The sequence below is a fragment of the Staphylococcus sp. acrmy genome (assembly GCF_022690565.1).
Classification (GTDB): Bacteria; Bacillota; Bacilli; order Staphylococcales; family Staphylococcaceae; genus Staphylococcus; species Staphylococcus caledonicus.
On sequence record NZ_JALCVE010000004.1, the window covers coordinates 217,092 to 240,111 of the forward strand.

The following is a 23,020-nucleotide window of genomic DNA, read 5'->3' on the forward strand; positions in this document are numbered from 1 at the left end:
AAAGGGTACTGGTTTCTATAATTATAATAATTCAACAATACCTAAGGAGGTGCATGACAAGGTGAAAAGATTAAAAAACTTTGTCCTCGGCCTATTAATAGTTGCTATTGTTGGGTTCCTGTTGTTTATGTACATAAAGGATAGTCGAATTTCTAAATATCAAGACTACTTCCTACAATTCAACTGGTTCCAACCACTATTAATTGGTTTGGCTGCTCTACTCATATTAATCGGTTTAATATTAGTATTCAGCATCTTTAAACCAACATATAGAAAACCAGGTTTATATAAAGATTATGATGATGGCCATATTTATGTATCACGTAAAGCAATTGAAAAATCAGCTTATGATACATTAACTAAATATGATCAAGTAAGACAACCGAATGTGGTTACTAAGCTTTTCAATAAGAAGAACAAGTCTTATATCGATATTAAAGCTGATTTCTTAGTACCAAATGATATTCAAGTTAAATCATTAACTGAAAGCATTAGAGCAGATCTTAAACATAATGTAGAGCACTTTACTGAAATTCCAGTAAGAAAACTTGAAGTTAATGTGCGAGATCAAAAAACTTCTGGACAACGCGTCCTATAAGGGAGGGATAACATGGCTGATAATAATAATCAAAATGGACAAGATGCTAGTCAACAAATTATTGATTTCATCAAGTCTTATAAATGGCGTATCATTGGTTTCTTCGCATTCTTAATTATAGCAATTTTATTCCTAACTTTAGGATTCTGGAAAACAATTTTAATTATTGTATTGTGTTTAATTGGAATTGGTGTGGGGTATATTAAAGACCGTACACAAGACTTTATGAATTTCTTAAATAGATGGAGTTAGGTTAGGATATTTAAGACTTAAAATTAAATTTCAAAATTATAATTTATTTATAAAGGAGACTTTATCATGACAGTAGATAACAATAAAGCTAAACACGCATATAACAACCAAACTGGAGTTAACGAAAAAGAAAGAGAAGAACAACAAAAACAACATGAACAATACAGAGAACAAAAAGAAGAACAACAATTTGAAAACAAATTAACTTTCTCTGATGAAGTTGTAGAAAAAATCGCTGGTATCGCAGCTCGCGAAGTTAAAGGTATCTTAGACATGAAAGGCGGCTTCGCTGATAGTTTCACTAATGCATTCTCAAGCAATAATAACAACGTAACACAAGGTGTTTCTGTTGAAGTTGGAGAAAAACAAGCTGCTGTAGATTTAAAAGTAATCTTAGAATACGGTGAATCAGCTCCTAAAATCTTCCGTAAAGTAACTGAATTAGTTAAAGAACAAGTTAAATATATTACTGGTTTACAAGTTGTTGAAGTTAACATGCAAGTTGACGACGTAATGACTAAAAAAGAATGGCAACAAAAAAACGAAAAAAATAATAACAACAACAATAACAACACTGAAAGATCAGGCTTACAATAATAAGTATGTTGTAGTTTTAACCTTAGGATGTATAGACATTCTAAGGTTTTTTGTTCTTTTAAAATAAAGCTTGAACTGATGAGAAATCACCAGTTCAAGCTTTATATAGAGTACTATTTATGAAGCGGGTTATCTACTTTAATGTAGCTATAGTGATGCGCTTCATCTTCTAAGCGCATCGTCGTTACACATTTATAGTCAATCTCTGGAGCAAATAGAATAGATTGTATATGTGATACTCGCGTTGAATCGACATTATTTAGATTTGCAAGAATATCTTTAATAATATCACTAATTTCTTGCCAAACTAGGTTTTCAAAATCATCGTCATTAACGTAGTTAGCTATTGTTAGAATCAATTCACCTAAATGATTTTGCACAGTAGAATAAAATACCTTATTAAAGACTGTTGTTTGAGAATCAGTTAATATTCGAGATTTTTCATGAAAATCCTCAGTACTATAACCACAAGAATTGAGTTGTTGTTCCTTAATTCGCAAACCTTCAAAATCACGGATATATATCTTATTTAAAGAACCATCGTTATTAAACGTAGCGATTGAATTCTGTAAGTGTGCTTCTAACGCTATACCATATTTAACGTATAGTGGAATAACGATACCTAATAAGTGCGTCGCATAAGACGTAATCCAGGCTCTTGCCGCTGTATTAAATGATTGGTCTTCTTTTGTATTTTGTCGATACAGGTGCATAAGACTTATAATCGGCGCTTCCTTATTATATTTATATGTCGCAACTAAACTTGAGGGAATCATAGGTATTGTTTGTGGGTCTATAAGCGTATAAATATTTTCTCTGAAAAGGGTACCCACTTGTTCACTACGATCAGTTTGAATAGCTTCAGTATCTTGGGCATTATAAAAATGACTACCTGCCAATTCTTCCATAATACCTATTTTAAATGGTCGGAAATCATTATCGCTAGTTAAGATGTCATTTAAAATACGAGTGACTAAAGGACCATTATGGGTCGTTTGCTCAGAAAGTGTCCTAATTTCTCCAGTAATATGAACGTTGGTCGATAATTTTATATGTGGAGATAAGGACGGATATTTTGGCATTAAAGTTCTAAACGACAGCCCCGCATAATAGGATAGTTCAACTTTTAAAGGAATGATTAATTGTGATTGAATTTCCTGATTATATTGAGTCAGTAAGATATTCTCATATTGCCAAGGGTGAATAATCATAAGATGATAATCATCTAAATTAATATCTTCAGCCAGTTCATCTTGAATTTTCTTATATAACTCTGGAAATTGTTTGTTTAAGTCTTCGTTGTAATTATTATGTAATGACTGAGTCCGTGCTACATTATGATGCGTTAAAACACATTTCAATTTAATTTCTTCACCGTATTCGGAACTATAATGAATATTATCTTGAGCGCTAAGACCCTTACGTAGTTTGGCGCCAGGGTGAAGCGGATGTCCTTCAATAACTGCTTGTTCTGATCGTAAATAACTATCTTTATTGTTACTTATAATCTCCCATAAGGTTTGAGTAGTATTTCTCATGGTATAAGCCTGATGTGTCAACGCTAACGTCATATTAACGACACTATTTTCTAAATCATCTTTAAATTGTTGGCTAGCTTCATTATCTAAATTCGGAGCTTCTATCAATATTAACGCTAATACCTCATTAGGGTGCATGATTCGTGTATAATCTTTATCTTCTTTAGACGTAGTATAGAAGAAAGGACCCACGACATCTACACGCCCAAACGCATGAAATCCTTCGATTTGCGCATATAAATATCTATTTGCCTTTGGAAAATGTATACATAGCACATGAGAATGTTTGTCTGCGAAGATATCTTCTAGTTCAGAAGATGTAAGTATTTGACTATTGTCTTTCGCATCAACTAAATTTTCACGATATAAAGAAGTGATTAACCTTTGAGAAATTTTATCTCGTCCAAGTAGTAAATTTTCTTCAAAAGCAATTACTAAGTGCGGATATTCTTGATGTAAAAAAGAATACGCCTCGTATTCTTCTTGTTTAAGTTGTATATTTAAATGATCTATAGTGATTGATTTATCCATAAAACACCTCAAAATTATTTTACAAAAATCTAAATGATTTGTATAATCCATAATATCGATAATGATATTCATTATCAATAATAAAGGAGTAGGTGAGCTACAGTGGCAAAAATTTTCTTCTCCAGTTCCTTTTTGCTATTTCTAGGAAATTGGATAGGACAAATTGGTTTGAACTGGTATGTACTTACAAGTTATCATAACGCAGTTTATTTAGGATTAGTAAATTTTTGCCGACTCGTACCGATTTTGCTACTAAGTGTGTGGGCTGGTTCAATTGCTGACAAATATGATAGAGGTAAATTACTTAGAATTACAATTTCTTCTTCATTCTTGGTTACCGCTCTATTATGCATTTGCACCTATACTATCGCCCATGTTTCTATAATAGTGATATTAATTTATGCTACTTTAAGAGGGATGTTAAACGCTGTTGAAACACCAGTTAGACAGGCACTATTACCTGATTTATCTAAACGGTTGAGTACTAGCCAAGCTGTTTCTTATCATTCATTTATTATCAATATATGTAGATCAATAGGGCCAGCTATTGCAGGGGTCATCTTAGCAGCGTATCATGCACCATCAACATTTTTAGCACAAAGTGTATGTTACTTTGTAGCTGTTCTGTTTTGTTTACCGCTTCATTTTAAAAATGATAATGAAGGAATCACTAATAAAAAAGAACTGTCTTTAAAATTTGTTTGGAGTTACTTTAAAAATAATGCGCAAGCATCGAAAATTTTTATAACTTCTTTAATCATCATGGCCACAGGATTCTCATATACGACGCTTATACCTGTATTAGTTCATCATGTCTTTCCAGGTCAATCTGAGATTTTTGGAATGTCTATGACCTTTTGTGCAATAGGTGGTATCATTGCGACGATCCTATTACCTATGATTTTGAATAAAATAAGTACTGTGCATATGTATTATTTAAGTTCATGTCTTTTCGGCATAGCATTATTAGGCGTAGTTATGCATAACGTAGTTTTAATGTTTATGAGTATGTCCTTAGTGGGATTATTTAGCCAATGGGCACGTACATCTAATCGCATTTATTTCCAAGAACATGTTTCTCCTGAAAATAGAGGGAAATTATTAAGTGTCATTATGATGGATAGAGGTATGATTCCATTAGGAAGTCTACTTATGACAGCATTAGCGCAACTTATAGGTGTGTTAGAAACATTTTTAGTAATGGGATTATTTACAACATTAGTAGCCTTAACAGTATACTTAATGCAACGAACTAGTAAAGTGGAGGAGTAAAAAATGAGTCAAAATGATTGGCAATTAGCAGATAAAAATATGCAATATCGAGTGTTAAACGCCTTAACTAAGGAAAAAGTTTGGTCTGAGAATACAATAATCACTTCACAAGATCATACACTTGAAATTCAATTGCATGGATGTCTACTTATCACTCACTTTAAACGTTCAAGTATGATGAGTAGATATGAATTTGAAGGGCCTGTTATATATAGCTGCGGTAAACGTAAAACTGAAGTGACATCATTAGAAAACTTAATCGATATTTTATTTCAACATTTTGATATAGAGATTAGTGCGCAGTTAAATAATGAATTACTACATAGTCGTGATAGTTTTGTAGAAATATATAAGTTGTTTAGTAGTCGTAAACATAATATTCAAGCTAGTATGCAATTTTCACGTATGCCAATGACCTTAAATTTCTTTGCATGGTTACAGCATATTAGTGATTCAGATGAAACTGATGATTTACTGTATTCAGAAAGCTTAGTTATTGAAGGCCATCCTACACACCCACTTACTAAGACTAAATTGCCGTTAACAATGGAGGAGGTAAAAGCATATTCTCCTGAATTTGAGAAAATGATTCCCCTTAAAATTGTTTTATTACATAAAAAATACGCTAGGGTAACTACTATTGATGGCGACACACAATTTATTTTACATAAGGTTATACCAGAATATCGTGCAAAAATAAGAAAATTTGCGCAGTCGTTGCACTTATCATTAGAAGATTATCAAGTGTTACTTGTTCATCCTTGGCAATATGAAAATATAATTTATGATAAGTTCGAAAAGTGGATTGAGACTCAAACACTTATAACAACGCCTTTTGAAGTGAAATCAAAAGCTACGCTATCATTTAGAACTATGTCTCTTATCGGTCGCCCGTTTCACGTTAAATTGCCTGTTAATGTACAAGCAACTAGCGCAGTTAGAACGGTTTCTAGTGTTACTACTGTAGACGGCCCTAAATTAAGTTTATCGTTACAAAATGTGCTTAATCAGTATCCGCAATTAAGTGTGGCAATTGAGCCATATGGTATCTATGCGGATACAGGGAATGATGACGCTCGTCAATTAGCGTGTATTATACGAGAAGCACCTTATATCGCTAATAATGGAGCGACTATTGTTACAGGCGCTTTAGTGAATCGCAATCCTATAGATGATAACGTGACAGTTGATAGTTATATCGAATGGGTTAAAGGTGTAGTGGATAAGAAGAGTATCCACTTATTTATTCAGACGTATACACGTCAACTTGTTAAACCTTTAATAACGTTAATTCAAGATTATGGAATTGCATTAGAAGCTCATATGCAAAATACCATTGTAAACTTAGGTCCACATTATCAAATGCAATTTGTAGTTAGAGATCTTGGAGGTTCACGTATTGATTTAAATACGCTATCGCAATCATTGAAAGATATTGAAATAACGAATGATAGTTTGATAGCTAATTCAATTGAAGAAGTCATCACTAAATTCCAACATGCAGTGGTTCAAAATCAACTGGCGGAATTAATCTTCCACTTTTCCAAATATGAAAATATTGAGGAAGAAGAATTGTTTGATATTGTTCAAACAGAGATAGCGCATGCCATTAATGATAATAAACCTCACGCAACAGTTCTTAAAAAAGTATTATTTGGACCTAAAATTACGGTCAAAGCGTTATTACGTATGCGTATAGAAAATAAAGTTAAAAAGTATGTGAACATAGATTTAGATAATCCGATAAATACAGAGGTGAATTAAATGGCACATATTGATATAAACTTATCGAAAATTGCATATAATGCTGAAATGCTACGCAGTTTATTAGAAGAACAAGATATTCAATTAACACCCGTCGTTAAATGTGTAGCCGGAGATACTCAAATTATTGAAACATTAATCCAATTAGGGTTTAATCATTTTGCTGATTCAAGATTGGAAAACATAAATTCTAATACAAGCGAAAAAATTAATTATTTATTACTAAGACCAACAGCCAAGGGCCAATATGAAGAGTTAATCCAAACAGTTAAAATAAGTATGCAAACTGAAATTGAAACGATTAGACAATTAAATGAGATGGCCTCGCGTTTGAATGACAAGCATCAAGTCATGTTAATGATTGATTGGAAGGACGGACGTGAAGGTATCTTAACGTATGACGTCCTTGAATATATACGAGAAATTATAGCGATGAAACACATTCAATTAGTGGGCGTTGCGTTTAATTTCATGTGCTTTAAATCAATGGCACCGACCGAAGATGATATTTATGCTATGAATCAATTTGTTGGCGCTATTGAAAATGAATTGGGCTTTAGATTGAAAATGATTTCTGGCGGTAATTCTAGTATGCTTCCTCAGTTAATGTATAACGACTTAGGACGTATTAATGAGTTGAGAATAGGAGAAACGTTGTTTAGAGGTATTGATACAACCACTCTTCAACCTATGCCTCGACTTTACCAAGATGCCATAACGTTGGAAGCGGAAATTATTGAAATAAAACCTAGAGTAATAGGCACAAATCAATGTTATCTACAAGCTATCTTAGACATTGGTTATATAGACATCTATATTGAGAAGATTATTCCAATCAATGACAAAGTGAAGATAATAGGGGCAACAAGTGATCATCTCATGGTGGATTTAGATAACCAAGATTTCTATCAAGTTGGTGATACTATGCAATTTAGTTTGGAATATGAGGCATTATCCCAAGTTATGTACCAACAACGTTTATCTAAACGATATAAAAAGGATAAGATGATTGAGTCTTTGATTAAACATATCGACGCCTCTGCGCTTGTACCTCATAAAGCATAATAAAATGCTTTGCACAATTGAAAATATGTAAATATACTAAAAGCCATTAATTTAGATTTAAAATCGGATTAATGGTTTTTTTAATTATCCTAAACGTGTTTTATCCCAACTAGAATTTAAATTAAGGAACTTTTTTATAAAAAATTTAAAAAATTATTCAAATTATATTGACATTGATAATCGTTATCAATACACTATGAAGTGTAAACTTATACATATTAAGGAGTGGAAGTCATGAAAGGCTTTAAGATTTTAGGAGTTATAGCATTATTAGCTGTTTTAGTATTAGTGTCTGCTTGTGGTAACGTAAGCAATAATGGCTCAAAAGATTCTAATAGTAAGTCATCTTCAAAAGACACGATTGAAGTAAAGCATGAATTAGGCACTACCAAAGTACCTAAAGATGCTAAACGTGTAGTGGCATTAGAATTTTCATTTGTAGATGCCTTAGCAGCTTTAAATATTAAACCAGTAGGTATTGCTGATGATAATAAAAAAGAACGTATTATTAAACCTTTAAGAGATAAAATTGGTGACTATACATCAGTAGGGGCACGTAAACAACCTAATTTAGAAGAAATCAGTAAATTGAAACCTGATTTAATTATTGCTGATAGTAATAGACATAAAAACATTTATAAAGAATTAAGTAAGATTGCTCCTACTATTGAGTTGAAAAGCTTTGATGGGGACTATAAACAAAATATTGAAGCATTCAAAGTAGTAGCTAAAGCTTTAAATAAAGAAGATGAAGGTAAAAAACGTTTAGAACAACATGATAAAAAAATCGCAGAATACAAAGATCAAATTCAATTTGATAAAAATGAAAAAGTGTTACCAGCTGTTGCGTCTAAATCTGGTTTACTCGCACACCCAAGAGAATCATATGTTGGACAATTACTAAGTGAACTTGGTTTTAAAGAAGCGTTAACTAAAGACGTTACTAAAGGCTTAAGTAAATACTTGAAAGGGCCTTACCTACAATTAAACGCTGAGACATTAGCGGATGTTGATCCAGGCCGCATGTTTATTATGACAAATGGTGCTAGTTCAGATGAACCATCATATCAAGAATTGAAAAAAGACCCAGTATGGAAAAAGTTAGACGCTGTTAAAGATAATAAAGTAGAAGTGGTAGACCGTGATACATGGGCACGTGCACGTGGCTTAATTTCATCAGAAGAAATGGCTAAAGAAATTGTTGAACTTTCTAAAAAAGATTCAAGTAAGTAAGGTGGATGCTCAATGACTATGAAGTTAAATAATAGTCAATCAGAAATTGAAAGAGCAAATAAGAGACGCACTACACTCACGTTTATCGTGAGTGTGTGCTTTCTTTTTATTTTTGCATATTTTAATTTAGCGATTGGTTCTTCCGAAGTTCATACTCATGATATCTTTAAATATTTTTTTACTTCTACTGAAACAAAACAAACATTTTTAATTCATAATGTGAGAATGCCAAGAATGATTGGCGGTCTAATTATAGGTGGATCATTAGCGCTAGCTGGGTTATTGATGCAAGCTATTACAAGAAACCCATTAGCATCACCGCAAATTTTTGGCGTTAATGCAGGAGCATCTTTTGTAATTGTGTTAGTAACGGTGTTAATTCCAGCTCTTGGAAATTATGCGACATATCTTGCATTTATCGGGGCATTTATTGGTGGATTGACGGTTTATGTATTGTCAGGTTCAACTCAAAAAATTACCCCTGTTAAATTAGCCCTAGCCGGCATGGCAATTCATTTATTTTTCAGCAGTTTAACTCAAGGTATTATCCTTTTAAATGAAGATTCCAATACAACTGTGATGTTTTGGTTGGTAGGATCGTTAAATGGTCTAAAATGGGAAGCAGTGTTAACGATTATGCCATGGCTTATACTTGCAGTGATAATTACATTATTATTGGGTCGCCAGTTAACTATTATGGAATTAGGTGACGATATAGCAAAAGGGTTAGGCCAAAAAACGCAATTGCTACGTATTATAATCGGTTTATTAGTTATTGTGTTAGCTGGTGCTTCCGTATCGATAGTAGGCCCAATTGGATTTGTAGGTTTAATTGTTCCTCATATAGTTAAACGTTACGTTAGCAAAGATTACTTTATTATGGTGCCATTAACTTTTGTAATTGGTGCAGATTTATTATTACTATCTGATACACTTAGTCGGCTAATTACATTCCCATACGAATCACCTGTAGGTATAGTTACATCATTTGTAGGAGCAATTTATTTCCTAATGATTACGCTTAAAGGAGTGAAACGAATATGACTAAACGTAAACTATCGATTCGTTACTCCATAGTTATTTTATGCTTAATTATAAGTATTTTTATAAGTTTGTGCGTGGGATCTACAATGTTCAACCCTCTACATGCGCTTAAAAGTGTTATTAAATTAGATGATTTTATAATCAATGAATATCGTCTTCCTAGAACGTTATTAGGCTTAATAGTTGGAAGTAGTTTAGCTATTGCCGGAGCAGTTATACAGGGAGTTGTAAGAAATCCTTTAGCCTCACCAGACGTTATAGGGATTACAAAAGGTGCTAGTCTAGCGGCCGTCATCGTGATTATGGTATTTCCTACTGCACCTTTAATTGTATTACCAATTGCTTCGTTTATTGGGGCTCTTATTATTAGTTTGATTTTATCTTTTCTAATTTCAAAATTTAATGTCAAAGGCTCTACCTTAGCATTAATAGGATTGGCAATAGGGGCAATTTGTAGCGCAATTGTTCAATTCTTATTAATACGTAACCCGATGGATGCTAATAATGCATTAGTGTGGTTAACAGGTAGTTTATACGGTCATACGATTGAGAATTTTTATTCAATCTTACCGTGGTTCATTATTACGTTACCACTAGTGATAGCTTTAAGTTATCAACTAGATATCTTGAATTTGGGCGATAGTATAGCCATAGCGCTAGGTGCTAAAGTCCAACGACTTAAAATGATTCTATTAATCTTATCAGTAATGTTAGCTGGTGCATCCATTTCAGTAGTGGGTGGCATTAGTTTTTTAGGACTTATTGCACCTCATATTGCGCGTACTATAGTAGGTCAACGTTATATTCATGTGGTAATTATGTCCGGATTAATTGGATCGATACTAATTCTAGTAAGTGATGGACTTGCAAGAGGGATACATCCACCATTAGATGTGCCTGTAGGCGTCATTATAGCTATCATCGGCGTTCCTTACTTCTTGTTCTTACTACGTAGAATATAATAGATAGTTAAAAGCTAATTTCTCATATTTTATCATTGAGAAATTAGCTTTTTGTATATTGCGTACCTTTTGAAAATGAGATATAGTAATATACATATTGTTTATAAAAATACATTTAAAGTTATATTTATATATTTTGGGTAATTGAATTTTACTTATTTACATACAACTAATGAATATATAAGCATTTATAAAAAGAGAAAGAAGGTATAAATGGTGGAGGGGTATACAAAAAAACAGATTATAACAGGGCGAGCCAAATTTATAACCATGTCTATAATAGGTATTATTTTATTTTTAATACCTGTACCTGTTACACAAGATGGTCAAAAACAAACTACATTACCAGTAGCCTTTTTAGCAAGTTGGTTAAAAAGTGTGCTTGGCGATGCTATGCCTATTATTATCTTATTTATTATTACATTATCGGCAATATTCACCGTGGTGTGCTCCTTATTTTTAAAGAATAAGATTAAGCCAGGTGGTTTACTAGATAACGCCTTCAATGTAGGTCCTATTTGGTTAACATTGAGATTATTGGCCGTTGTCTTTGCATGGATGACTTATTTTAAATTAGGAACAAAAGTTATTTATTCAGAAGACACTGGTGGGTTGGTATTTAACGATTTATTACCAACGTTAGTACCTGTATTTCTATTTGCAGCATTATTTTTATCTTTCTTAATGGAATACGGCTTATTAGAATTTCTTGGACCACTTTTCAGACCAGTTATGAGACCATTATTTACGTTACCAGGTCGTTCTACAGTAGATAACTTGGCTTCATTTATAGGTGATGGTACAGTGGGCGTACTTATTACAAGTCGTCAATATGACCGTGGGATTTATTCAAGACGTGAATCTACCGTTATTTCTACAACTTTTAGTGTAGTATCTATTACATTCGCAATCGTTATTGCTGAAACAGTTGGAATGCAAAATAAACTTTTCGAATTTTATTTAACTGTTATTATTTCTTGTTTTGTAGCAGCAATGATTATGCCTAGAATTTGGCCATTAAGTAGTATTCCTGATGAATACACAAAAGAAGTTTCTGAAGAGAAAAGACTTGAAAAACTCCCAGAAGGAACATCAGCTCTAAAATATGGCTTTGAAGAAGCTACAGAAGTAGGTTATAAAGCACCAGGTTTTAAAGAATTTATGCAATCTGGTTTTAAAACAGTAATTGATATGTGGTTTGTTATTCTGCCAGTAGTTATGAGTATTGGGACATTAGCTACTATGATTGCAAACTATACGCCACTCTTTGAAATTGTAGGTAAACCATTTATACCTATTCTTGAGTTACTTCAAATTCCTGAAGCGGCTAGAGCTTCTGAAACATTATTGATTGGTTTTGCAGATATGTTCTTACCATCTATATTAATCGCTGATGTACACAGTGATATTACACGTTTTATCATAGGGGCTTTAAGTATTTCTCAACTTATTTATTTATCAGAAGTTGGGGGAGTAATTTTAGGTTCGAAAATCCCTGTTAGTATAGGCAAGTTATTTATGATTTTCCTCATTAGAACAGTGATAACATTGCCAATTATTTCACTTATGGCACATCTATTATTATAGGGAAAATATAAAAAACAACTTAGCATATTAAAAAGCCTGATTCATATATGTGAGTGCATGAGCATTCGACAGTATGTATCAGGCTTTCTTAATTTTATAATCATAAGTGTGTTCTCATATTATCCTAATGTAGATAATACATTGGCTTTAACAATTTCACTTTTAATGACAGGAGATTCTTTAAAATCAGATGATCCTCTGTTTTTATGAGCTTCTTTAAATGCATCACTTTGCGTCCAGGCTTTAAAATCTTCTTCAGTTTCCCACCAAGTATTCACATACATATCTTCACTTTCATCATCATTAGCTACTTGCCACACTTCAATTTTATGGAATCCTTTTAGTGATTCGATTTTTCCACCTTTTGTAAAACGAGGCGCCATCTTTTCAGCAAATCCTTTTTTGACGGTAATTCTATTCGTTACTACAAACATCTTAATTCCTCCTTGAACGTTTATGACTATCATAATCACTTTTTCAAAAAATAAAATTAAAAACTATTATTGATTACAAAATAAATAACTGCTAACTAATTTGAGATTAGCTAGCAGTTAAATGATCAACTTTGCGAAGTTATCGATTAAGAAAAATTATTTAGTAAGTTCGTTATATACTTTTTGATCGTTATGAGTATAAATAATGTATTCATGGTCATCTGTATCAATAATCACACGATTTGTTTTACCAAAAGTAGAACCGATACGAGAAATATTTTTAGACTCTAAATCTGGAACCGCATGAAGGTCTTGATCTTGAGAAATATTTTTAATTTCGTTAGTAGGAATTTTAATATCTGCTACTCTCCATTGAATTCTAACTTCATTATTATCTTTTTTAACTGTCATTGCCATTAAAGAACACATCCTTTATGTAAGTTATAGTTACATCATATATCATTGTGTAATCGTTTTCAAGAGTTTGTGTGATACTTTTTAAATATTTATGACATACTATTAACACCGAAGATATGTTCGTGTTTTTGTTCGATTTATGTTAATATGTTCTACATAAAGGAGAAGATAAATGACAGGAAAAACACACGTATCTGCTGGCTTATTAGTAGGTGCATTAACAACCGAACACTTTCATATTGATATATTTTCTACTGTTACAGTAATATGCTTGGCAATAGTATCAAGTTTACTTCCTGACATCTGTCATACTCGAAGTAAAGTTGGAAGACAATTTAAGGTGCTTAGCGTATTAATCAATCTTTTCTTTGGTCACCGAACCTTCACACATTCACTTTTATTTTTAGGAATAATTATTTTCTTGCTTAATTTAATACAAACACCTACGTACTATTTAGTTTCAATTATCGGTGCAATGGCATCTCATGTTATACTAGATATGTTAACGCCAAGAGGAGTAAAGTTACTTTATCCTATTCCTCTAACAATTAAATTTCCTTTTACTTTTAAAACCGGTGGCATGGTGGATGCATCATTAGCTACGGCTTTAAGTATTGGAGCACTATACATATTTTTCCAAACCTTTTTGATTGATTTAATACACTATATTAGTCATTCATTTTTAGGGTAAGTAGAATGTGAATAAATAAAACAATTAGATAGTTAGCATATGAATACATCGAATTAAAATATTTGCTTAAATTCAATTTGCAAATTATAAATTTAGGTTATTTAAATGATTTTTTTCAATAGGTTGAAAGAATAAAACTAACTATAAGGAGAGTTAAAATGCTAGACCAAAGTAAACTAAAGAAATATAATCAAGAACATTTAAGTGAATATGAAAAGCTTATGAGCAGTAATGAAAAAGAACAGTTGGAATCAAAAGTCGACTCACTAGATTTAGAATTTACACAAAATTTATATCAAGATTTATATGTGAATCGTCAAACGATTTCTGATGTTTCTTCTGTAACGGAAGTCAAGTATGCTCGTAGTAATGAACTTACAGAGCAAGAAGTTGAAAAATACGAACACAAAGGAATAGAAGCTATTAGAAACGGCGAATTTGCTGTTCTACTTATGGCTGGTGGACAAGGTACACGTTTAGGATATAAAGGTCCTAAAGGTTCTTTTGAAATAGAAGGAGTAAGTTTATTTGAATTACAAGCACGCCAATTACTCAATCTAAAAAAAGAAACTGGCCATCTTGTTAACTGGTATATTATGACAAGTGATATTAACCATGAAGAAACACTTACTTATTTCAAAGAACACAATTACTTCGGGTATAATCCTGAGAACATTCACTTTTTCAAACAAGATAATATTGTAGCTTTAAGTGAAAAAGGACAACTTGTACTTAATGAACAAGGATATATTCTAGAAACACCAAATGGTAATGGTGGTGTATTTAAATCTCTAGAAAAAACGGGCTATTTAGATAAAATGCAAACAGATGGAGTTAAGTACATTTTCTTAAATAATATCGATAACGTATTAGTTAAAGTATTGGATCCTTTATTTGCTGGTTATACAGTAGTGAATAATAAAGATGTAACGTCTAAATCTATTCAACCGAAACATGGAGAAAGTGTCGGTAGATTAGTAAATAAAGAGAGCAAAGATACTGTTCTAGAATATTCTGAACTTGATGAAGATGTTGCAAATACATTTGATAATGCTAACATCGGCATCCATGCGTTTAAATTAGCATTTATTAAACAAGCCGTGGATAATGAATTACCATACCATTTAGCAGTTAAGAAATTAAAACAATTGGACGAGGATTTTGGTGTAGTTGAAAAGCCTACATTAAAATTTGAATTATTCTATTTTGATATTTTTAGATATGCGACTAGCTTTATAACGCTACAAGTATCTCGTGAAGATGAATTTTCTCCATTAAAAAATAAGGAAGGTAAAGATAGCGTTGAAACTGCTACGGCAGATTTAAAACGAAAAAACTTAATTTAAAAGGTGGTGGAGTTTAGATGTCTAAAACACCTAAACCTAAGAATTCAAAAGATAATGCAATTGAATCTTTTAAAGACATTATTCCACTATCTTTTGGGGAAGAAATAGGCAATGCTACCTCGCATGGTGCAGCAGCCTTACTAACGTTATTTATTTTACCTTATGCTGCCGTCCATAGTTATATAGATAAAGGAACCTTAAGTTCAATAAGCGTGTCGATTTACGTTATTAGTATTTTCATGATGTTTATATCGTCTACGGTTTATCATTCAATGCAAAATAATACTGCGCATAAGTACATTTTAAGAATTATTGATCATAGTATGATATACGTGGCAATTGCCGGAACTTATACACCAGTTATGTTGACTGTAGTTGGTGGATGGATTGGTTGGCTTGTCTTTATACTATTGTGGGGCACAACGATATGGGGGATTCTTTATAAATCTCTTTCTGTAAAAGTTAACCATAAACTAAGCTTGATTGTGTATTTAGTTATGGGATGGGTAGGCATAATATTTTTACCAATTATTTTTATGCATACCTCATGGTTATTTTTATTATTCATCGTCCTCGGAGGACTTGCTTATACTATTGGGGCATGGTTCTACGCACAGAAAAACCGTCCCTATTTTCATATGATATGGCATGTTTTTATAGTACTAGCATCGCTTTTACATTTAATAGGGATTTTATATTTTATGTAATAAAGAGTTAAAAATAAGAGTGGAAATATCAAATTCTCATTGAATTTAGTGATATTTCCACTTAGAATTTGCAAGATTGACTAAGAGAGATAATAAAATCTTTGAAATTATGTTAGATTTCTATTCCCTTATAATTAATTAACTACTTTCAAATGAGTCAGCCTTGAACATTTTAAATGTCCTTGGCTGCTATTTTTATTCCAAAGTTTTCCGTTAGTGTTTTAATTGAAACATTAATATGTTCAATAAATAAAAATCAAGGAAGGAGGTCATTGATTAATGAATTTAAAATCAATCGGGATTGTAGTGACATTGGTCTTAACAATGTTTATGGCAGCAATTGAAACTTCCATTATTTCATTAGCTATGCCTACTATACGTAAAGATTAAAATGCTGGGACAGCCATATCATTAGTTTTCACAGTATATTTTATAGCACTAGTGGTAGCTAATCCTATTGTAGGCGAATTATTAACTCGATTTAAAATTCTATATATTGCAATGGTTGGCTTATTATTATTCGGTATCGGTAGTTTATTATCCGGTATGAGCGGAACGTTTGCGATGCTAATATTTTCAAGAATTGTACAAGGAATGGGCGCCGGAGTAATGATGTCATTAACTCAGATAGTACCTAAACTTGCGTTTGAAATACCGTTACGCTATAAAATTATGGGAATTGTAGGTAGTGTATGGGGTATTTCTAGTATTATTGGACCTTTATTAGGAGGAGCAATTCTAGAATTCGCCACATGGCATTGGTTATTCTTCATTAATATACCGATTGCTATTATTGCAATTATACTAGCATTTATCACATTCCATTTTTCAGAAGAAGCGGAAGTTCAAACGACTCACTTTGATTCAAAAGGATTATTACTATTTTATCTATTCATAGGATTATTAATGTTTAGTTTATTAAATAAAACTATACTTACGTTAAATTTAGGTGCCTTTATAGTAGCTATAATAGTAGCGATAATATTGTTTAAATATGAAAAAACTAAAGACCAACCTTTCTTACCGGTTTCTGAATTTAATCGTTCAGTTTCACTAGTATTTATTACAGATTTATTGATTGCAATGTCTTTAATGGGGTACAACTTATATATACCAATTTATTTACAAGATCATTTAAATATTTCTCCTCTTGAAAGTGGATTAGTTATTTTCCCATTATCTGTAGCATGGCTTGTGCTCAATTTTAACTTAGCTAAAGTCGAAGATAAATTTTCTAGAAAAGCATTATATCTTGGAGCTTTTACCTTACTGTTAATTAGTAGTATTATCATTACGTTTGGTCTTAAAGTGCCACTCTTAATTGGTGCAACAGTTATATTAGCTGGTCTAAGTTTCGGATTTATTTACACTAAAGATAGCGTGATTGTACAAGAAGAAACTAATCCTAAACATATGAAGAAAATGATGTCTTTATATGCATTAACTAAAAATTTAGGTTCTTCTATAGGTTCTACTGTTATGGGATATTTATACGCTCTATCTTTTGGCCTATTTGATGGAAACTTCCATAATATACTTGGAGCCGTAATTTTAGTGACTATTATATTAATAGTTATGTGGTCTACTTTATATAAAAATGAAGTACAGTAAACTTTTGAGGATGAACTAAATGTAGTTCGTCCTTTTTAAATTTATAATATCTTTCATTAATGATAGAATATGCGTGTAAAATGAAAATAGGAGGACTTGAAATGAAGTTTTTTAAAAATAAATTTAAAAATGTTTTTTCTACTTTACTTGTCCTTACTATATTTATAATTTCTGGGTGTATATTTCTAATGTTTTTAGGATTTGGTCTCTTTGGTTTAAGTCGCATTTTAATATTTTTCAAATTAGGCTACTTTACCTATAATAAAAATCTTCAAGATAATTTGATTTACTATGGTAGTTATATTGTGTTCGGCTATTTTATCTTATTCGCAATTGAGCATTTAATGGACTACTTCAGAAAACAACTACCAAACAATCCATATTTCAATGGGGTAACATATCATTTAATTTCATATATAGTAACTACCGTATTATTCTTTTTCATCATTCACGTTAACTACGTCTATATCAAGATTGATTTTTGGGTCATTGCATTAATTATCGGATTGCTCTATATCTTCAAAATCATTTTTTATCCGGACAGCGAGAATTTAAATGAAAAGAAACGATAAGTACTAAGCATTTAGTTTGTTTCGCTAACTAATATTTGTTTGAATAGGTAAATGCTCAATAAATTTAAAGGAGATTAGATATGTCGAATATAGAAGTGTCCACTAAGAAACGAAATTTAATAGTTGCCGTCATGCTTTTAAGTGCTTTTATAGCAATATTAAATCAAACTTTATTAAATACTGCTCTCCCTCATATAATGAAAGAATTAAAAACGTCAGAAAGTACAGCCCAATGGCTAGTAACTGGGTTTATGTTAGTCAATGGAACTATGATTCCTCTAACTGCTTATCTAATGGATAAAATTAAAACGAAACCTTTATATTTAATATCGATGGGTATCTTCTTGCTTGGTTCAATTGTGGCTGCCATTGCTCCAAACTTTGGTGTGTTAATGCTTGCACGAGTCATTCAAGCAATTGGTGCAGGTATCATAATGCCCTTAATGCAATTCACATTGTTTATCTTATTTTCAAAAGAAAAACGTGGCTTTGCGATGGGATTAGCTGGACTAGTCATTCAATTTGCTCCAGCTATAGGTCCTACATTTTCAGGTCTAATTATTGATAACACAAGTTGGAGAGTTCCTTTCATAATTATTGTGGGTATTGCATTAGTAGGATACATCTTCGGAGCGATCTTCTTAACAAGCTATAATGAAACGAAAGACACTCAATTAGATAAGAGATCTGTTGTATATTCGACATTAGGATTCGGTATCATCTTATATGCCTTTAGTAGTGCGGGTAACCTAGGATTTACAAATCCAATTATTATAATTTCATTTATAGTTGGTATTGTTATAGTAGGCGTATTTGTGAAAAGACAGTTAAACATTTCTAATCCATTACTTAATTTAAGAGTGTTCAAGAGTAAAATATTCACGTTTAGTACCATCACATCTATGATTGTGATGATGTCAATGGTTGGTCCCGCATTATTAATTCCATTATTTGTGCAAAATAGTTTAGGCTTATCTGCCTTTCTTTCTGGAATGGTAATTATGCCAGGTGCCCTCCTAAATGGGATTATGTCAGTTTACACTGGTAAGATTTATGACAAATATGGACCTAGATTATTAATTCTAACTGGTTTTACAATTTTAATAATTACAACTATTTTCTTATGTTTCTTAAAATATGATACTTCATACATGTTATTAGTTATCATTTATGCTATTAGAATGTTTGCTGTTTCATTATTAATGATGCCTATCAACACAGCAGGTATTAATGCATTAAGAAATGAAGATATTTCTCATGGTACAGCGATTATGAACTTTGGACGTGTTATGGCTGGTTCTTTAGGTACGGCTCTAATGGTTACTTTCATGAGTATAGGAGCTAAATTACTAACTTCAAGTTCTTCAGCTAGTACAAATAGTGATATACTTCAAAGACAAAGTGTTGCAGCTGGTGTCGATTTATCATTTGCAATCGTTACTGGCTTTGTAATTATCGGTTTTATTTTCTCATTATTTATTAAAGAAGAAAGACATTATACTAAGCAGTAGGAAGCGGATCGATTTTTAAAATAAATTAGATTTCTGTTTCCGAGCCATTAATCTTTAAAAGTTAGCTTTTCATAGATGAGCTAACTTCTTTTTTTCTACATGGGAAAATAATATACTGAATGAGATAGGCACAAGTTATAAATATATTTGTTAAAATAGATGTAAAAGAACTAAGGGGGATTTACATTGTTAACGGTAGATCAAGTAAAAGAAATAGTTGGAGAGTTGAAGGATCCAATTATCGATGTACCTCTTAAAGAGACAAAAGGTATTATCGAAGTAACAACTAAAGATGAAATTGAGCATGTTAGTGTAAAAGTAGCTATGGCTCAATTAGGTGGGCAACCACAATTAGATTTACAAATGGCAATTGTTAAGGCTTTAAAAGAAAATGGCGCTAATACTGTAGGAATTCGATTTGAAGAATTACCTGCTGAAAAGGTTGAACAATATACTGGTAAAAAGAAAGACCAACCCAAAACAATTGAAGGTTTACTGTCGAAAGATAACCCAGTGGAATTTATTGCCATCGCTTCAGGTAAAGGCGGGGTAGGTAAATCAACTGTTGCTGTTAACCTAGCCGTTGCTTTAGCTCGTGAAGGTAAAAGAGTAGGATTAGTCGATGCTGATATTTATGGATTCAGTGTTCCAGATATGATGGGTATAGATCAAAAACCTGGCGTTCAAGGAAAAGAAATCATTCCAGTAGAACGTCACGGAGTAAAAGTAATTTCAATGGCATTCTTTGTAGAAGAAAATGCTCCTGTCATTTGGCGTGGCCCAATGCTAGGTAAAATGTTGACTAATTTCTTTGTTGAAGTTAAATGGGGCGAGTTAGATTATTTATTACTAGATTTACCACCTGGAACTGGAGATGTAGCATTAGATGTACATTCAATGTTACCAAGCAGTAAAGAAATTATCGTTACAACTCCACACCCAACTGCGGCATTTGTAGCAGCACGTGCTGGAGCAATGGCGAAACATACTGAACACTCTATTTTAGGTGTGATTGAAAACATGAGTTACTTTGAAAGTAAAGAAACTGGTAATAAAGAGTATGTGTTTGGTAAAGGCGGAGGACGTAAACTAGCTGACGAACTAAATACACAATTACTAGGAGAGCTACCTTTAGAACAACCAACATGGAATCCTAAAGATTTCTCACCATCTATTTATCAACCAGAGGATCGATTAGGACAAATTTATACTTCAATCGCACAAAAAGTAATTGCTTCTACTATTAAAAAATAATGAATATAAAAGTGAAAAATTAGCGCATGTAAAACTTAAAATACATGCGCTTTTTCTATTGCAATATATTTTGTATCTGATAGAATTATTTTTTGTGAGCAACAAGTTGATTAAATATGACTTGAAAAAATATTTAAAAATAATTGTTGACTTACTTATTGAAAGTTGATAAGATATAAAAGACGTCAAAAAAGAATATTAATTCTTTTAAAAGATTGTTAACATAGTGTAAAAATTACTATTGCAAAACAACTTGAGATGACTTAGAATTATAAAAGTAATCGAAATTGATATTGACTTATTCGAAAAGAAATGCTATATTAATAAAGATTGTTTTTAAAATGATGAACATTGAAAACTGAATGACAATATGTCAACGTTAATTCCAATAAGTAACTTAAATGTTACAAACATTATTTAGTATTATGAGCTAATCAAACATCATAAATTTTTATGGAGAGTTTGATCCTGGCTCAGGATGAACGCTGGCGGCGTGCCTAATACATGCAAGTCGAGCGAACAGATAAGGAGCTTGCTCCTTTGACGTTAGCGGCGAACGGGTGAGTAACACGTGGGTAACCTACCTATAAGACTGGGATAACTTCGGGAAACCGGAGCTAATACCGGATAATATTTCGAACCGCATGGTTCGATAGTGAAAGATGGTTTTGCTATCACTTATAGATGGACCCGCGCCGTATTAGCTAGTTGGTAAGGTAACGGCTTACCAAGGCAACGATACGTAGCCGACCTGAGAGGGTGATCGGCCACACTGGAACTGAGACACGGTCCAGACTCCTACGGGAGGCAGCAGTAGGGAATCTTCCGCAATGGGCGAAAGCCTGACGGAGCAACGCCGCGTGAGTGATGAAGGTCTTCGGATCGTAAAACTCTGTTATTAGGGAAGAACATACGTGTAAGTAACTATGCACGTCTTGACGGTACCTAATCAGAAAGCCACGGCTAACTACGTGCCAGCAGCCGCGGTAATACGTAGGTGGCAAGCGTTATCCGGAATTATTGGGCGTAAAGCGCGCGTAGGCGGTTTTTTAAGTCTGATGTGAAAGCCCACGGCTCAACCGTGGAGGGTCATTGGAAACTGGAAAACTTGAGTGCAGAAGAGGAAAGTGGAATTCCATGTGTAGCGGTGAAATGCGCAGAGATATGGAGGAACACCAGTGGCGAAGGCGACTTTCTGGTCTGTAACTGACGCTGATGTGCGAAAGCGTGGGGATCAAACAGGATTAGATACCCTGGTAGTCCACGCCGTAAACGATGAGTGCTAAGTGTTAGGGGGTTTCCGCCCCTTAGTGCTGCAGCTAACGCATTAAGCACTCCGCCTGGGGAGTACGACCGCAAGGTTGAAACTCAAAGGAATTGACGGGGACCCGCACAAGCGGTGGAGCATGTGGTTTAATTCGAAGCAACGCGAAGAACCTTACCAAATCTTGACATCCTTTGACCGCTCTAGAGATAGAGTTTTCCCCTTCGGGGGACAAAGTGACAGGTGGTGCATGGTTGTCGTCAGCTCGTGTCGTGAGATGTTGGGTTAAGTCCCGCAACGAGCGCAACCCTTAAACTTAGTTGCCAGCATTGAGTTGGGCACTCTAAGTTGACTGCCGGTGACAAACCGGAGGAAGGTGGGGATGACGTCAAATCATCATGCCCCTTATGATTTGGGCTACACACGTGCTACAATGGACAATACAAAGGGCAGCGAAACCGCGAGGTCAAGCAAATCCCATAAAGTTGTTCTCAGTTCGGATTGTAGTCTGCAACTCGACTACATGAAGCTGGAATCGCTAGTAATCGTAGATCAGCATGCTACGGTGAATACGTTCCCGGGTCTTGTACACACCGCCCGTCACACCACGAGAGTTTGTAACACCCGAAGCCGGTGGAGTAACCATTTTGGAGCTAGCCGTCGAAGGTGGGACAAATGATTGGGGTGAAGTCGTAACAAGGTAGCCGTATCGGAAGGTGCGGCTGGATCACCTCCTTTCTAAGGATATATTCGGAACACCTCGTATCGGA

The 23,020-nt window shown here is 33.2% G+C and carries 19 protein-coding genes, 1 rRNA gene and 1 pseudogene; 18 read left to right on the forward strand and 3 right to left on the reverse strand.

The features are described from left to right. Nucleotides 1-61 precede the first annotated feature (61 nt). The 3 genes from amaP (at nt 62) to FH144_RS06130 (ending at nt 1,447) form a co-directional block, all read left to right on the forward strand. Nucleotides 62-598: an alkaline shock response membrane anchor protein AmaP gene (gene amaP / locus FH144_RS06120; protein WP_107508391.1), complete on the forward strand. Its 537-nt coding sequence runs from the start codon at nt 62-64 to the stop codon at nt 596-598. A gap of 12 nt (nt 599-610) precedes the next feature. Continuing rightward, a complete protein-coding gene (locus tag FH144_RS06125; RefSeq protein ID WP_103166903.1) occupies nt 611-850 on the forward strand; it encodes a DUF2273 domain-containing protein in 240 nt (79 codons plus the stop codon). 66 nt (nt 851-916) lie between these two features. After that, on the forward strand, nt 917-1,447 hold the full coding sequence (locus FH144_RS06130; RefSeq protein ID WP_242314400.1) for an Asp23/Gls24 family envelope stress response protein: 531 nt from the start codon (nt 917-919) through the stop codon (nt 1,445-1,447). A gap of 113 nt (nt 1,448-1,560) precedes the next feature. On the opposite strand, the gene FH144_RS06135 is transcribed toward FH144_RS06130, so the two are convergent. Then, on the reverse strand, nt 1,561-3,516 hold the full coding sequence (locus FH144_RS06135) for an IucA/IucC family protein (RefSeq protein WP_242314403.1): 1,956 nt from the start codon (nt 3,514-3,516) through the stop codon (nt 1,561-1,563). A 102-nt stretch (nt 3,517-3,618) separates the two neighbouring features. Here FH144_RS06135 and FH144_RS06140 point away from each other — a divergent pair, with 102 nt between their 5' ends. The 7 genes from FH144_RS06140 (at nt 3,619) to FH144_RS06170 (ending at nt 12,443) form a co-directional block, all read left to right on the forward strand. After that, nucleotides 3,619-4,788: an MFS transporter gene (locus tag FH144_RS06140; protein WP_242314405.1), complete on the forward strand. Its 1,170-nt coding sequence runs from the start codon at nt 3,619-3,621 to the stop codon at nt 4,786-4,788. Nucleotides 4,789-4,791: 3 nt separating this feature from the next. Further along, a complete protein-coding gene (locus FH144_RS06145) occupies nt 4,792-6,552 on the forward strand; it encodes an IucA/IucC family protein (protein WP_242314407.1) in 1,761 nt (586 codons plus the stop codon). Next, nucleotides 6,553-7,617 carry an alanine racemase gene (locus FH144_RS06150; RefSeq protein WP_242314409.1) on the forward strand — a complete coding sequence of 355 codons (1,065 nt, stop codon included), beginning with the start codon at nt 6,553-6,555 and terminating at the stop codon, nt 7,615-7,617. A gap of 234 nt (nt 7,618-7,851) precedes the next feature. Further along, nucleotides 7,852-8,850 (forward strand): ABC transporter substrate-binding protein, encoded by a 999-nt coding sequence (locus tag FH144_RS06155; RefSeq protein WP_107508396.1) that lies wholly within the window; start codon nt 7,852-7,854, stop codon nt 8,848-8,850. 12 nt (nt 8,851-8,862) lie between these two features. Next, nucleotides 8,863-9,894, forward strand: coding sequence for a FecCD family ABC transporter permease (locus FH144_RS06160; protein ID WP_242314411.1), 1,032 nt, complete (start codon nt 8,863-8,865; stop codon nt 9,892-9,894). Further along, nucleotides 9,891-10,856 carry a FecCD family ABC transporter permease gene (locus FH144_RS06165; protein WP_198612155.1) on the forward strand — a complete coding sequence of 322 codons (966 nt, stop codon included), beginning with the start codon at nt 9,891-9,893 and terminating at the stop codon, nt 10,854-10,856. Before FH144_RS06160 ends, FH144_RS06165 begins: the two co-directional genes overlap by 4 nt. A 213-nt stretch (nt 10,857-11,069) precedes the next feature. After that, on the forward strand, nt 11,070-12,443 hold the full coding sequence (locus FH144_RS06170) for a YjiH family protein (RefSeq protein WP_277953142.1): 1,374 nt from the start codon (nt 11,070-11,072) through the stop codon (nt 12,441-12,443). A 119-nt stretch (nt 12,444-12,562) separates the two neighbouring features. Here FH144_RS06170 and FH144_RS06175 read toward each other — a convergent pair whose 3' ends face one another. Further along, on the reverse strand, nt 12,563-12,877 hold the full coding sequence (locus FH144_RS06175; protein ID WP_242314414.1) for a heme oxygenase: 315 nt from the start codon (nt 12,875-12,877) through the stop codon (nt 12,563-12,565). Nucleotides 12,878-13,033: 156 nt separating this feature from the next. Further along, on the reverse strand, nt 13,034-13,294 hold the full coding sequence (locus tag FH144_RS06180; protein WP_107508400.1) for a SunI/YnzG family protein: 261 nt from the start codon (nt 13,292-13,294) through the stop codon (nt 13,034-13,036). A 172-nt stretch (nt 13,295-13,466) separates the two neighbouring features. Between FH144_RS06180 and FH144_RS06185 the strand changes: the two genes are divergently transcribed. The 8 genes and pseudogenes from FH144_RS06185 to FH144_RS06220 all read left to right on the forward strand — a co-directional run bounded on the left by FH144_RS06185 (nt 13,467) and on the right by FH144_RS06220 (nt 22,988). Then, nucleotides 13,467-13,985, forward strand: a complete 519-nt coding sequence (locus FH144_RS06185) for a metal-dependent hydrolase (RefSeq protein WP_198612157.1) — start codon at nt 13,467-13,469, stop codon at nt 13,983-13,985. 158 nt (nt 13,986-14,143) lie between these two features. After that, nucleotides 14,144-15,331 (forward strand): UTP--glucose-1-phosphate uridylyltransferase, encoded by a 1,188-nt coding sequence (locus tag FH144_RS06190; RefSeq protein ID WP_198612158.1) that lies wholly within the window; start codon nt 14,144-14,146, stop codon nt 15,329-15,331. A gap of 17 nt (nt 15,332-15,348) precedes the next feature. After that, nucleotides 15,349-16,038 (forward strand): PAQR family membrane homeostasis protein TrhA, encoded by a 690-nt coding sequence (gene trhA, locus FH144_RS06195; protein ID WP_242314416.1) that lies wholly within the window; start codon nt 15,349-15,351, stop codon nt 16,036-16,038. A gap of 279 nt (nt 16,039-16,317) precedes the next feature. Beyond that, nucleotides 16,318-17,649, forward strand: a pseudogene (sdrM, locus tag FH144_RS06200) (multidrug efflux MFS transporter SdrM). Between the two features lie 101 nt (nt 17,650-17,750). Beyond that, the gene (locus FH144_RS06205; RefSeq protein ID WP_107508405.1) at nt 17,751-18,221 is read left to right on the forward strand and encodes a SepA family multidrug efflux transporter; all 471 of its coding nucleotides are present in this window, start codon (nt 17,751-17,753) and stop codon (nt 18,219-18,221) included. A gap of 80 nt (nt 18,222-18,301) precedes the next feature. Next, nucleotides 18,302-19,732, forward strand: a complete 1,431-nt coding sequence (locus tag FH144_RS06210; RefSeq protein ID WP_242314419.1) for an MDR family MFS transporter — start codon at nt 18,302-18,304, stop codon at nt 19,730-19,732. A gap of 186 nt (nt 19,733-19,918) precedes the next feature. After that, nucleotides 19,919-20,986: an Mrp/NBP35 family ATP-binding protein gene (locus FH144_RS06215; RefSeq protein WP_242314421.1), complete on the forward strand. Its 1,068-nt coding sequence runs from the start codon at nt 19,919-19,921 to the stop codon at nt 20,984-20,986. 450 nt (nt 20,987-21,436) lie between these two features. Then, nucleotides 21,437-22,988: ribosomal RNA gene (locus FH144_RS06220) — 16S ribosomal RNA — on the forward strand. Nucleotides 22,989-23,020: the final 32 nt, after the last annotated feature.

Excerpts from the sequence above, each read along its gene's own strand:
- FH144_RS06125 (WP_103166903.1), top strand. The coding sequence starts at position 611 with ATGGCTGATAATAATAATCAAAATGGACAAGATGCTAGTCAACAAATT.
- FH144_RS06130 (WP_242314400.1), top strand. The coding sequence starts at position 917 with ATGACAGTAGATAACAATAAAGCTAAACACGCATATAACAACCAAACT.
- FH144_RS06135 (WP_242314403.1), bottom strand. The coding sequence starts at position 3,516 with ATGGATAAATCAATCACTATAGATCATTTAAATATACAACTTAAACAA.
- FH144_RS06145 (WP_242314407.1), top strand. The coding sequence starts at position 4,792 with ATGAGTCAAAATGATTGGCAATTAGCAGATAAAAATATGCAATATCGA.
- FH144_RS06150 (WP_242314409.1), top strand. The coding sequence starts at position 6,553 with ATGGCACATATTGATATAAACTTATCGAAAATTGCATATAATGCTGAA.
- FH144_RS06155 (WP_107508396.1), top strand. The coding sequence starts at position 7,852 with ATGAAAGGCTTTAAGATTTTAGGAGTTATAGCATTATTAGCTGTTTTA.
- FH144_RS06160 (WP_242314411.1), top strand. The coding sequence starts at position 8,863 with ATGACTATGAAGTTAAATAATAGTCAATCAGAAATTGAAAGAGCAAAT.
- FH144_RS06165 (WP_198612155.1), top strand. The coding sequence starts at position 9,891 with ATGACTAAACGTAAACTATCGATTCGTTACTCCATAGTTATTTTATGC.
- FH144_RS06170 (WP_277953142.1), top strand. The coding sequence starts at position 11,070 with ATGGTGGAGGGGTATACAAAAAAACAGATTATAACAGGGCGAGCCAAA.
- FH144_RS06175 (WP_242314414.1), bottom strand. The coding sequence starts at position 12,877 with ATGTTTGTAGTAACGAATAGAATTACCGTCAAAAAAGGATTTGCTGAA.
- FH144_RS06180 (WP_107508400.1), bottom strand. The coding sequence starts at position 13,294 with ATGGCAATGACAGTTAAAAAAGATAATAATGAAGTTAGAATTCAATGG.
- FH144_RS06185 (WP_198612157.1), top strand. The coding sequence starts at position 13,467 with ATGACAGGAAAAACACACGTATCTGCTGGCTTATTAGTAGGTGCATTA.
- FH144_RS06190 (WP_198612158.1), top strand. The coding sequence starts at position 14,144 with ATGCTAGACCAAAGTAAACTAAAGAAATATAATCAAGAACATTTAAGT.
- trhA (WP_242314416.1), top strand. The coding sequence starts at position 15,349 with ATGTCTAAAACACCTAAACCTAAGAATTCAAAAGATAATGCAATTGAA.
- FH144_RS06205 (WP_107508405.1), top strand. The coding sequence starts at position 17,751 with ATGAAGTTTTTTAAAAATAAATTTAAAAATGTTTTTTCTACTTTACTT.
- FH144_RS06210 (WP_242314419.1), top strand. The coding sequence starts at position 18,302 with ATGTCGAATATAGAAGTGTCCACTAAGAAACGAAATTTAATAGTTGCC.